Raw genomic sequence first — 12,371 nt, 5'->3', positions numbered from 1 at the left:
CATAGTATTCTCATCTGATTAGTATGTAACAAGGAGGAAGCGATGATGGGGAAATACTTGCTCAAGCGGTCGCTGTCGATGGTGATTACGCTCTGGCTCATCGCCACGTTGACGTTCGTCATCATGCATTTGATCCCGGGCGATCCGTTTGCGACAGAGGCCCGCATGCTGCCGGAAGAGGTGGTGCAAAACATGCGGGAGCGGTACCACCTCGATAAACCGTTGATGGAGCAGTATGTCCGGTATATGAACGGCCTGATCCACCTCGACCTGGGGCCTTCGATCCAGCAAAAGTCGCAGGATGTGACGACGCTGATCCAACAGGGCTTTCCCGCCTCGGCCGTGCTCGGCTTGCAGTCGCTGGTCATGGCTTTGGTCGGAGGCATTGCGCTCGGAGTGGTCGCCGCCCTGTTTCACAACCGTTTGCCGGACTACGCCGCGATGTTTTTTGCGATTCTCGGCATTTCGGTTCCGAGTTTCATTTTGGCTCCTTTGCTCATCAAGTATTTTGCCGTGAAGTGGGAGCTGCTCCCGGTCGCTTCCTGGGACGGCTGGGAGTATTCGCTGCTTCCGTCCGTGGCGCTGGCGATCGGGCCGCTGGCGATTATTGCCCGCTTCGTCCGCACCAGCATGATCGAGGTGTTCGACCAGGACTACATGAGCACGGCGGAGGCGAAGGGGCTGTCCACTTTTCACATCGCGGTCCGGCACGGCATCCGCAACGCGATTTTGCCGGTGATTACGTTTATCGGCCCGCTCTTTGCCAACCTGATTACGGGCACGTTTGTGATCGAAAAAATTTTCGCCATACCGGGCATCGGCAAATATTTCGTGGAGAGCATCTTCAATCGGGACTATCCGGTCATTCTCGGCACTTCCGTATTTTACAGTGCCGTCCTCATTTTGACACTGTTTTTCACCGACATTTTATACCGATTCGTCGATCCGCGAATCAAGTTAGCCAACGGGGGGGAATGAGGCGATGGCAGAAGTGTCACAAGTGCGTGACGAGCTGTTCCGGCCGCTTGATCGCAGCCGCTTCGACCAGCACAGCGCGATGCTGCCGAGTGCGAGCTACGGATGGGAGAGCGTGCGGAAAATGTTTCGCAACAAGCTGGCGGTATTCGGCTTTTGCTTGCTGGGAGCGATCGTCTTCCTGTCGGCTTTTGGCCCGAGCATGGTCCCGTATTCAGCCAGCGAGCAATCTCTCGTCTCGGGAAATTTGCCGCTGTCGTCGGAGCACTGGTTTGGAACGGACGATCTGGGCCGCGACATGTGGGTGCGCACCTGGGAAGGCGGACGCATCTCCTTGTTTATCGGAGTGGTCGCTGCGCTGATTGACCTCGTGCTGGGCGTGGTGGTCGGCGGGCTGGCGGGCTATATGGCCGGGCGCGGCAAGTGGGGCGACCGCATCGACAATGTGCTGATGAGGCTGGTGGAGATTTTGTACGGGATTCCGTACTTGCTCGTCGTGATTTTGTTGATGGTCATTATGGAGCCGGGGCTGACCACGATCATTACGGCTTTGTCGATTACCGGCTGGGTAGGAATGGCTAGGCTCGTGCGCGGGCAAATTTTGCAGGTAAAAGGCCAGGAGTACGTGCTCGCGGCCGAAAAGCTGGGGACACCGCACGCGAAAATCATTTGGCGGCACTTGCTTCCGAACGTGGCGGGAATCATCATCGTCAACCTGACTTTTACCATCCCCCAGGCGATCTTTGCCGAGTCGTTTCTGAGCTTTCTCGGGCTGGGCGTACAGGCTCCAACGGCGAGCTGGGGCACGATGGAAAACGATGCGCTGGCCGTCATTTTGAGCGGGCAATGGTGGAGGCTGTTTTTCCCGGGCGTGATGATCTCGCTTGTCATGTTTGCCTTTAACGCGATCGGAGACGGCTTGCAGGACGCTTTCCATCCGCGAAGCAGCAAAGCTTGAAGGAGGAATGACAAATGACCAATGTGCTGGAAGTGGAAGATTTGCACGTCTCCTTCCGGGCTTATGGCGGGGAAGTCCAGGCGGTGCGCGGCGTGAGCTTTTCCGTGCGGCCAGGGGAGACGCTGGCGATTGTCGGCGAGAGCGGCTGCGGAAAAAGCGTGACGGCCCGGGCGATCATGGGCATGGTGAAAGCGCCGCGGGGCCGCGTGAAAAAGGGGAGCGTCCGCTTGCACGGCAGAGAGCTTTCCTGTCTCGGAAAAAAAGAGTGGCAGCAAATTCGCGGCGCGCAGATCGGGATGATTTTTCAAGACCCGATGACGTCGCTCAATCCGACGATGAAGCTCGGGACGCAAATCGCCGAGGTGCTCGTCAAACATCAGAAGCTGTCCGCCAAAAAAGCGCGGGAAAAGGCGATTGAGCTGTTGGCGGCAGTCGGCATACCGGAGCCGGAAAGAAGGTGCGACCAATATCCGCACGAATGCAGCGGCGGGATGAGGCAGCGGATCGTCATCGCCATTGCGCTCGCCTGCGACCCGCAGTTGATTATCGCCGACGAGCCGACGACGGCGCTCGATGTGACGATTCAGGCGCAAATTTTGGCGTTGCTCCACGATTTGCAGCGGACAAAAGGGACGTCGATCATCATGATTACCCACGATTTGGGCGTCGTGGCGGAGGTGGCCGATCAGATGGCGGTGATGTACGCAGGCGTCATCGTCGAGCAAGGTCCGGTGGCAGAAGTTTTCGACAACCCGCAGCATCCGTACACGCGCGGACTGCTGCAATCCGTTCCCCGTCTGGATCAGCCGAGCGAGGAGCGGCTCATCCCGATTCAGGGCGCTCCGCCGGATTTGTTTGCGCCGCCCGCAGGCTGCCCGTTTGCCGCGAGGTGCGACTACGCCATGGAGGTGTGCGCGGAACACATGCCGCAGAGCACGGCCTTTTCCTTGCAGCATCAGGCGAAATGCTGGCTGCACGATTCGCGCGCGCGGCGTGTGGAGGAACTGGTGAGTGCAGGGAGGGAGCGGCATGTCTGACATTTTGCTAGAAGTAAAAGAGTTGCGCAAATATTACCCGATCGGCAACGGCAAACAGGTCAAATCGGTCGATGACATCTCCTTTTCAATCCGCAAAGGGAAGACGCTCGGACTGGTCGGCGAGAGCGGCAGCGGCAAATCGACGCTCGGCAGAACGATTGTCGGGCTGTATCCTCCGACGAGCGGCTCGGTCGTTTTTGATGGAACCGATCTGGCCGAGGCAAAAGGCGGGAAAAGGCGCGAGATCAATCGGCGGATGCAGCTCATTTTCCAAGACCCGCAATCTTCGCTCAACCCGCGCATGAGAGTAGGGGACATTATCGCGGAAGGAATCGAGGCGCACGGCTTGGCAAAAGGGCGCGAGAAAACAGAGCAGGTGCGGCAGCTTTTGGAAAAAGTCTCTCTGCACCCCGATCATGCACGGCGTTATCCGCATGAATTTAGCGGCGGACAGCGGCAGCGGATCGGGATTGCCCGGGCGTTGGCGGTACAGCCAAGCTTTATCGTGGCCGATGAGCCGATTTCGGCGCTGGACGTGTCGATTCAGGCGCAGGTGGTCAATCTGCTGGCTGACTTGCAGCAGGAAAGCCAGTTGACGTATTTGTTCATCGCGCACGATCTGGCTATGGTCAAATACATCAGCGACCGCATCGGCGTCATGTACCTCGGCCGGATGATGGAGCTGGCCGACAGCGACGCGCTGTTTGCCAGTCCGCTGCATCCGTACACGCAGGTGCTGCTGTCGACCATGCCCGTGTCCCACCCGAAGCACCGCGCCGCTCGCGAGCGAATTGTCATCGGCGAGCCGCCGAGCCCGATCCATCCGCCGCCAGGCTGCCCGTTCCAGACGAGATGCCCGAAAGCGATGAGCATTTGCAGGCAAATGGCCCCGGCCTGGAAGGAGGTGGAAGCTAAGCACTGGGTAGCCTGCTTTTTATACGAATAAATCGGGGAGAAACATACGGAGGAAAGAGACATGAAGAAAAAACTGATTACGGCTGCTGCCCTGCTGCTGCTGGTTGTTCCGGGATTGGCCGCGTGCAGCAAGGATACGCCGGCAGCTTCGGATACGAATCAAGGACAGGCTGCTTCTGCAGCCGCCATCAAGCAAGAGGTGACGGCGAACCTGAAGGGCGAGCCGTACACGCTCGATCCGGCATTCGCCTCGGACTCGACTTCGTATTGGGTCATCGACCACCTGTACGAAGGGCTGTACCGCTATGACCAAAACGGCGAGCTGGTCGAGGGCGCAGCGGAAAAAATCGAGATTTCCCCGGACGGGAAGACGTACACTTATCACATCCGCAAAGGGCTGAAATGGTCTAACGGCGATGCGTTGACCGCCAAAGACTTCGAATTTGCCTGGAAGCGGGTGCTGGACCCGAAAACGGCCGCCTATGAACCGTCTGCCCTGTACTACATCGAGGGAGCGGAGGAGTACAACACAGGCAAAGGCCCGCTGGAAAACGTGAAAATCGCCACGCCAGACGACTACACGCTCGTCGTCGGGCTGAAAAACCCGACCAGCTTCTTCCCGAAAGTCGCGATCGGCCGTCCGTACTTGCCTGTGAATCCGAAAGTGGTGCAGGCGGACAAAAACTGGGCAGCGGAAGCGAAAAGCATCGTGACGAACGGCGCTTACAAAGTCAGCGGCTGGGAGCACAACAACGAGCTGACGCTGACCAAAAACGACCAGTACTGGGACAAAGACGCCGTGACGATGGAAACGGTTCATTTCAAAATGGTCAACGACGCCACTACCTCCTACCAGATGTACAAGACAGGCAAGCTCGACCTGATCGACTCGTTGCCGACCGATGTTATCGAGCAGGAAAAAGGCAAGGAAGAGTACAAGACAACGGCTGACTTCGGCGTGTACACCTACACGTTCAACACAGAGGCAGAGCCGTTCAACAACGCGAAAATCCGGCGAGCTTTTGCGCTGGCGATCGACCGGGAAGCGATCACGCAAAACATTACGAAGGGCGATCAAAAAGCGGCCTACGGCTACGTCGCCTACGGCGTGACCACACCGTCCGGCAAAGACTTCCGCGACGAGGCGGCACCGTACTACAGCTACGATCCGGCCGCAGCGAAAAAGCTGCTGGAAGAAGGCATGCAGGAACAAGGCTGGTCGACGCTGCCTGCCGTCACCTTGAAGTACAGCACAGGCGAGTCGCATAAAAAAGTAGCGGAAGCGCTGCAAGAGATGTTCCGCAAAAACTTGGGCGTAGAAATCAAGTTGGAGCATCAGGAGTGGAAAACGTACATCGACACGTACAAGCAAATGAACTTCCAGATCGCGCGCATGGGCTGGACCGGAGCGTACCTGGACCCGCTGGCCGTCCTGGAGCTGTACACGAGCAAGTCGTCGAGCAACTTCACCAAGTGGGAAAATGCGAAGTTCGACGAGCTGATCGAGCAAGCGCGGGTGGAGCAAGATCAGGAAAAACGGACCAAGCTCTTGCATGAAGCGGAGGATGTGTTGATGGCGGAAATGCCGATTATTCCGGTCTACTTTTACACACAAAACTACTTGAACAACAAAAAGATCGAAGGCATTCGCTACAGCGTGACGACAGAGCCGGACTTCCGCTGGGCGAAAAAGGTGGCGGAATAAGCGCGCCCGCCGCGCCTGCAAGACAAGATTGATTAAAGGAGCCTCCTGCTTGCTTGCGGGAGGCTCCTTGCTGTCTGGGCGATTTTGCGGCGAAAAACGACGATGTTGTGAAATAGTGTTTTCCTCCTGGAAAAATGCGGGTAATATATAGGTAGATAGAACCCTATGCGAGAACGTTGCATGAGAGTACAGGGTGTGAGGAGAACGAATGATGATGGATACGTGTTTCAAATGCGGAAGCAAAATGAAGCCGAATGAATACACTTGCCACGTCTGCGGCGAAAACGAAATGGAAGACTACCGGATGATTCGCAACTACGTGCGAAGCTACCCGAATTCGAATGCGATGCAAATTGCCAATGCGACAGGTATCTCCGTGTCCAAAATATTGCGCTACATCAAAAACGGCTCCTTGACCGTGGTCGACAACCAATCCCGCAGAGGACGGCGTTTTGAATGACGAGGAAATGGACGAACAGCCCGCAAGCTGCAACATGCGCCAAGCATGTGAGCGTGCGGCTTTGTTGCGATTGAAAAAGTGGAGCTTCATCTAAAATTGTAAGAACATGCTATAAGTAGTGAGCAGCTTAAAATATGTCACCGTGTTTGACCTAAATGTGCCCCCGAAAATGGGCTGTTTTTATTTTACAAGCATATTCATGAAATGTACCAAAAGCCCGTACATCGCAAAGGGACATTAGCGAAGGCAGATCTACAGAAAATTGTTCTCGGGAATGAGTATGATGTGCAGCGCATGCTTTATTCGTTAATCCGTCCTATTTTCCCTGAAGCAAGAGTTGAAATTTATGAGGACGGGGGATATAAAAGCTATCGCTATGATATTTTTTTGATGATTATGAAACGGTTATCGAAGTCAAATGCTCCCGTCCATCCAGGCAGGAACGTGAACTCACCGAGCAAATCGGATCTGATGCTTTTCACTATCAAGAAAAGTACATTTACCTCTTTATCTACGATAAGCATAGAGTAATAGCAAACGTCGATGCTTTCTCCAAAGCATATAGTAAATCGCTGGATACACACGAAAAGCAGATCGAAACAGTTATTATCCAGCCCATTTCTTTTTAGAACACGATCCAAGCTCGTAAAAATAGCAAAGCTCCATATTATGAATAAAGGCACCCAGGATTTTATTTTCAGATTTAAGGGTAACGTTTGCCCAACGTCAAGTAGACAGTGGAAGAAGAAAAGATCTGACACCAATCATTTGGTTATGATTGGTGTCATTTTTATGCGCAGATTGTTGAAGAGAGTGCCGGTATGAGCAAGCCCCCATTTCGTTGAACACTAAAAAGCTTTGGACTGCAAGCTGACGTCCGGTACTCATTGGCTTCAGCTATTGGCCTAACGGACGGATGAGTTTTTCCAGTTGATTAGTAGGATTGGGGCCTGACCGCATACATGTGAGCGAGCTTTTTTATGCTTTTTACACCCAGCGCAACCCTTTCGGATAGTGATTTTTCAACAGGCCCTCCGATTGCTTTCCCCAGCCGATGGAAAAGCCGTCTACGGCGACGAGTGTCCAGCCGTTCGCTCCGTCCCGGGCGAGCGCTTCGCCTTTCAAATAGCGCAGCAGGTCGGGATCGTCCGCGCTGTAAGCGGCGACGCGGGCAGCCTCAGCGGGCGTGATGGCGAGCGCGAGCGCATGGGCAGGCTCCAGCCGATTTTTTTTCACCGTACCGAGATGCAGGCCGACGCGCGCGACCTTGAGCTTGTCCCAGTCCATTTCCGGGATGGGCGAGTAGTACAGTTGCTCGCCAAACAGGACAAAGGCGGATTCGTCGGCAAATGCGTCTGCGAGCTGCGGCATCGCTTCCTTGGCAAAAGCGCGCCAGGCAGCCAGCGCTTCCTTGCGTCCGGCGGGAGCGGCGGTTTTGGCGGCCCGCTTGTCCTTGCGCTTGCCAGACGCTGCGATTGGGGCTGCGTTTGCATCGGCGCTTTTTTGCAGCTTGGCGAGGTAGTGGCCTTCGCCTTGCAAGCGATGCGGCCACAGGCGCGCAGTATCGCTGAGCGCTTCGCAGGCGGGATTGGCCCAGCTTGGCTGACCGGGAGCGAACCATTCCGGCTGCGGCAGCGGGACGATTGTAAATTCCGGATGGCGGGCGAGAAAATCGACGAGAGACTGCTCGTTTTCCAGCGGAGCGAACGTGCAAGTGGAGTAGACGAGCGTTCCGCCCGGCTTGAGCATGGCGCTGGCGGCGTCGAGAATGTCTTGCTGCATGAGGTGGCATTCCGTCACTTTGTCCGGCGACCAGTCTTCCACCGCTTCTGGCAGCTTGCGGAACATCCCTTCGCCGGAGCACGGGGCATCGACGAGAATTTTGTCAAAAAACTGCGGAAAACGCTCCTGCAGCCGCTCCGGCGTCTCGTTGGTCACGACGGCGTTTTTGACGCCGCAGCGCTCCAGGTTTTCCGCCAACGCTTTCACGCGAACCGGGTGAATTTCGTTGGCAACGAGCAAGCCTTCGCCGTTCAGTCCCGCAGCGAGCTGAGTAGACTTGCCGCCGGGAGCCGCGCACAGGTCGAGGATGCGCTCGCCCGGCTGTGCGTCGAGCGCCTCGGCGGCGGACATGGCGCTTGGCTCTTGCAGGTAGTACAAGCCCGCCGCGTGAAACGGATGCTTGCCGGGGCGGTCTTGCTCGCGGTAGCGAAACCCGTTTGCGCACCAGGCAACCGGCTCCAGCGCAAACGGGGAGAGCGAGAGAAAACGCTCGCGCGCGACCTTGAGCGGATTGACTCGCAAGCCGTGCGTGACGGGCTGGTCGTAGGAAGCGATGAACGCTTCGTATTCCTGTTCGAGCAGGTTTTTCATTCGTTCGGTGAAAAGTCCGGGTAGATTTTGTGTCATAAACGCCTCCGTTGTCAGATTTTGGCCGCATGTAAAAGGAAAAGCTAGAATCATGGCGAATCATAGAAAATGAGGTGAGAGCTTGTTATGAAGGGATCCCGTGCAGAACGCTACCGTTCCCGGCGGAGGAACGACTCGGAAGTCAGCCGATTTTGGATCATGGGGTTGCTTTTCTCACTGCTGGTGCTCGCTTTTGAATTCTTCATCGAAATTCCCGCCGATGCAGAGTGGCTTGTCGATATGGAGATGGCCTTGTTCTCGGCCAGCTTTACGTTGCTCGCTTTTTACCTGCTCGGGCTTACCTTTGCCTTTTCCCGCCACCAACAGGCAGGGAAGATCAATCACCAGATCATCATCTATGTATGGTTGGGAGCGATCTTGTTTCACCTTTTCCTGCTCATCAGCAATTTGTCCAATCAACATGTGTACAAAGCAGGGATCATTTTATTTTTAGGGCCTTTGTTTTTAACTGTCTACCATTTTATCACGTACTTGTCCGCTTTGCGCGAGGAGCGTGAGGAGCAGGAAGCGGCCACGGCTGCTTCGCTGGAGCGCACGGCTTACCAGATGATTCTGGAGGGCGGCAAGGTGTACAGCGAAATCAACCGGTTAAAAACAGAGTATCCGGAAGTGGACCAGATGCTTCGCGCCAACGACTTTCACGATAGATTGGAGCGCTACGCCCTGGAGATGCAGCAGTATTTGCAGGTGAAAAACTTCGAGCGCAAGGACGTGGAGCTGTTGGAGGGGCACTACTATTTCTTGGAAAATTTGCTGAGTCTCGCGAAGCAGCACCCGGGGATCATCGAATCTCGCGCGTATTCGCACCGCGCAGACAAGTAAAGCAAAAAGGAGAGGGAAGCAAATGTTTTGGAAAAAGGACAAAGGACTTGCGGAAAAAGAGACAGCAGCGGCAGCAGTGACACCCTTGGCAACAGAGAGCGAAGCACAGCAGCAAGACGCGTGGAAAAAGGAACTGCGCGGACTGTACGAACAGATAGGGGCGATCATTTCCCAGCACAATGAGGTAAATGCTCAACACGACGGGCTTGCCCATCTGGCCACCCAAATGAAAAACGTCGTGGAGAAAATCCAGGCCATCAACGAAAAAGACGACGAGTCTGCCAACCAGCTCTCCGTGCGCGGAGAGCGGCTGACCGTCATCTGCAAAGATTCGGTCGAGCGCTCGGAGGCGGGCAAAAAGGCGATGACCGAAGTGGTCGATGTGATGAGCCAGCTAGAAAAAGAATCGACGAACACGTCCCGCTCGATGAGCCGGCTGGAAGAACGCTCCTCGGAGATCACGAGCATCGTCAAGGTCATTAGCGATATCGCCAACCAGACGAATTTGCTCGCGCTGAATGCCGCGATTGAGGCGGCGCGCGCAGGCGAGCAGGGACGAGGCTTCGCAGTCGTGGCGGACGAGGTGCGCAAGCTGGCAGAAATGACGGCGAACTCGACGAAAACGATTGCCGAGCTGATCGGCAAAATCCAGGAGGAAACAAAAGAAGCGCTCGCCAACAGCGAGAAGAGCGGCAACGCGATCAAAAACGGACTGGCGATCAGCAAGGAAGCGTCCGAAAAAATGGACGGAATCGTGCGCGCTTTCCACGAAGTCAACGAAGAAGTGGCAGGCGTCATGCAGATTATCCAGCAGCAAAAGCGCTTTGCCGACGAGGTGTCCAGCCAGGTCAATGCAGCGCGCGGCCTGTTGGACGACCTGAACGAAGATTTGATCGGCCACGTAAAAGAAGCGGGCGTCGTCGACCAGCTTTTGCAGAGCAGCCTGAAAGAAGTCAAAAAAGTATTGTCCTAATAAAATTATTCCTCGACAAAGTGAAACGGAAAGTCCCTCCCCGCAGTCTTAATGGGTGAGGGACTTTTTTGTGCAGCTAAGGCTAGGTTAATCGCTTGGCACAGCCGAGTTTTTTAGCCGAGGCGAGAGCTTCGCCGGGAGAGAGCGGCTAGCCCACCCGTTCTAGTACGGGTCTACTACAGGCAATGGCTGCTCCAGCATGTAGCGGTACACAGGCATCTCATCTCCGGCTTCGACCGGAATGAAGTTGAAGGTGACATAGCTGTCGACCGATTCCGGCTCCAGGGCGAGTGCAATGAAGTTGGCGTTTGGCTGGGCCATGCTGAATACATAGCTGCCGGCCGGGAAAGTCTTGGTCGTCTTGGTCACATTGGTCGTGACTTCGTTCGTAAAATGCCCGTTTTCGTACGTCGTGTTTACTTTGTTTTCGCTGACGGTGTAGCGCTCGACAGGCACGGTTGTCTCTTCGGACAGCTTGCTTACCTCCACGCCGAGCTTTTTCAGCTTGGCTGCCACGTCGTGATAGGCAGCAGGCATGATGTAGGCGGTAGGGCGTTCGCGCTCCAGCACGGGGTAGGCGTCAGTCGAGCTGACCCAGTCGATGGGGACCGACACTTTTTTGGCCTGCGCCACGTCGACGACGACCAGCGACTGATTCGGGATGAGTTTGTTTTCGCTCGTGATGACGAGTTTGTCGTCGTCGTTTGCTTTTCTGCCTTTTTCGGTGACTTCCTCGCGGGCGCGGGCGACGGCTGCCTTGATCGCATCGGCATGGGCGGCGGTGGACTGGATGATGGCGGCGTGCGTGACGGCCTGGCTGTAGACGCGACGCTCAAAATCGGCCCGTCCGATGCCGATGCCGCGCGTTTCTACGAGGAAGGTCAACGTATTTTTCAAACCGAGCGCATTGCGCCCGATGCGCGTCTCCGTGCTGCCTTCCGTGGCGGTCACCTTGCCGTCCTTGCCTTTGGCGAGCGTGAAGTAGGCGTGGTGGGAAAGCTGCTCCTTGTCCAGCGCTTTTTGCGCATCGGCCAACAGGAGCGAGTCGGACAGCTTGCGCAGCGACTCGGGAATATTCAAGTTTTTGGCGGACGAGATCAGGACGTCATAGGAGGAGATTGCGCCCTTTTCCCCGACGTGGGCAAACTGGCTGTAGTTGACGCCGTATTCGTGCGCGTCGAGGATCACGTCTGGCTGAAACTCATTGATCGCCTGATGTACGGCTTGCACCTCGGGATACTCGACCTTCATGTAGTCGCGGTTGGCATCCAGATCGGTAGCGATGTAGCGCTTGAACTGGTAGGAGCCGTCCGGGTTGAGCCGGGGGACGATGGCGACGTTGACCTTGTCGAGCAAATCGGCGCCGAGCGCGTCTTCAGCCAGCCATTTGGCGATGACGAGGGCGGATTCTCCGGCGGCAGGCTCGTTTCCGTGAATTTGCGCTTGCAGCCAGACGAGCGGCTTTGTCTGGTTTTGCTTGACGGTCGTCATGTCTTTGCTGAACAAAAGGAGCGGGATGTCCCGTCCCTCCAGCGAGGTTCCGATCGAAACCAGCTTGGCGTGCTTGCTGGTTTCTGCCAACTTGCTTATGTATGCCAGCATTTCTTCCTGGGTAGTGAAGGCGACCTTTCCTTTGGCAAAGCCAGGGGTGCCGAAATCGAGCTGCGGGTCGGGGAACAGACTTTTGACCTCTGCAGGCTGTACATAGCTTGGGCCGAGGCCATAGTACGGAACAGGAGCGTCCGTCTGGGCAGCGTGGGCGGTCGGCGGCGCCCAGGGGAGTGCAAAACCGCTTGACAAAAGCGACACGGCAAGGGCAGCAGATGTGATGCAACGTACCTTCTTGGTCATAGGTTCCCTCCACGGATCAACAGAGAATGGTTGTACATTCTTAAAATATCAGATAATTTAAAAAATAATAATCGCCCTCTTTATTCATTTTCACAGGAGAGAAAGCGGGACTTCCGTGTGATTCGCCATGAATAATATGGTATCATTTTCATATTGATACAAAAGTTTAGCTCTTCACCATTAAACGTGCTTGATCTTCCTCTAGCGTAGTTTTTCACTTTTTTATATGGCTGGTTTACACTCCA

General features: G+C 55.5%; 10 protein-coding genes and 1 pseudogene. 9 read left to right on the top strand and 2 right to left on the bottom strand.

Going from position 1 to position 12,371, the window contains the following annotated elements:
* Positions 1 to 45: 45 nt before the first annotated feature.
* From AC3WJN_RS21295 to AC3WJN_RS21265, 7 genes and pseudogenes are all read left to right on the top strand, one after another.
* Positions 46 to 978: an ABC transporter permease gene (locus tag AC3WJN_RS21295; RefSeq protein WP_035316651.1), complete on the top strand. Its 933-nt coding sequence runs from the start codon at positions 46 to 48 to the stop codon at positions 976 to 978.
* A 4-nt stretch (positions 979 to 982) separates the two neighbouring features.
* Positions 983 to 1,933, top strand: coding sequence for an ABC transporter permease (locus AC3WJN_RS21290; RefSeq protein WP_007776757.1), 951 nt, complete (start codon positions 983 to 985; stop codon positions 1,931 to 1,933).
* Positions 1,934 to 1,947: 14 nt separating this feature from the next.
* The gene (locus tag AC3WJN_RS21285; RefSeq protein WP_005831577.1) at positions 1,948 to 2,970 is read left to right on the top strand and encodes an ABC transporter ATP-binding protein; all 1,023 of its coding nucleotides are present in this window, start codon (positions 1,948 to 1,950) and stop codon (positions 2,968 to 2,970) included.
* Positions 2,963 to 3,916, top strand: a complete 954-nt coding sequence (locus AC3WJN_RS21280) for an ABC transporter ATP-binding protein (protein ID WP_007776762.1) — start codon at positions 2,963 to 2,965, stop codon at positions 3,914 to 3,916. Before AC3WJN_RS21285 ends, AC3WJN_RS21280 begins: the two co-directional genes overlap by 8 nt.
* 30 nt (positions 3,917 to 3,946) lie before the next feature.
* Positions 3,947 to 5,590, top strand: a complete 1,644-nt coding sequence (locus tag AC3WJN_RS21275; RefSeq protein WP_005831573.1) for a peptide ABC transporter substrate-binding protein — start codon at positions 3,947 to 3,949, stop codon at positions 5,588 to 5,590.
* Between the two features lie 211 nt (positions 5,591 to 5,801).
* The gene (locus tag AC3WJN_RS21270) at positions 5,802 to 6,050 is read left to right on the top strand and encodes a hypothetical protein (RefSeq protein WP_235694774.1); all 249 of its coding nucleotides are present in this window, start codon (positions 5,802 to 5,804) and stop codon (positions 6,048 to 6,050) included.
* A gap of 174 nt (positions 6,051 to 6,224) precedes the next feature.
* A pseudogene (locus AC3WJN_RS21265) lies at positions 6,225 to 6,679 on the top strand (PD-(D/E)XK nuclease domain-containing protein).
* Between the two features lie 358 nt (positions 6,680 to 7,037).
* On the opposite strand, the gene AC3WJN_RS21260 reads toward AC3WJN_RS21265, so the two are convergent.
* A complete protein-coding gene (locus AC3WJN_RS21260; protein ID WP_007776769.1) occupies positions 7,038 to 8,459 on the bottom strand; it encodes an RsmB/NOP family class I SAM-dependent RNA methyltransferase in 1,422 nt (473 codons plus the stop codon).
* Between the two features lie 87 nt (positions 8,460 to 8,546).
* Here AC3WJN_RS21260 and AC3WJN_RS21255 point away from each other — a divergent pair, with 87 nt between their 5' ends.
* Both AC3WJN_RS21255 and AC3WJN_RS21250 read left to right on the top strand, forming a co-directional pair.
* Positions 8,547 to 9,302 (top strand): hypothetical protein, encoded by a 756-nt coding sequence (locus tag AC3WJN_RS21255; RefSeq protein WP_005831565.1) that lies wholly within the window; start codon positions 8,547 to 8,549, stop codon positions 9,300 to 9,302.
* Positions 9,303 to 9,324: 22 nt separating this feature from the next.
* Positions 9,325 to 10,275 (top strand): methyl-accepting chemotaxis protein, encoded by a 951-nt coding sequence (locus tag AC3WJN_RS21250; protein WP_007776773.1) that lies wholly within the window; start codon positions 9,325 to 9,327, stop codon positions 10,273 to 10,275.
* Between the two features lie 162 nt (positions 10,276 to 10,437).
* On the opposite strand, the gene AC3WJN_RS21245 is transcribed toward AC3WJN_RS21250, so the two are convergent.
* Complete coding sequence (locus AC3WJN_RS21245) at positions 10,438 to 12,126, bottom strand: M14 family metallopeptidase (protein ID WP_007776777.1); 1,689 nt, start codon at positions 12,124 to 12,126, stop codon at positions 10,438 to 10,440.
* Positions 12,127 to 12,371: the final 245 nt, after the last annotated feature.

This window comes from Brevibacillus sp. FW306-2-1A-C05A, from assembly GCF_058781555.1.
This window is presented reverse-complemented; position numbering and strand designations above follow the sequence as displayed.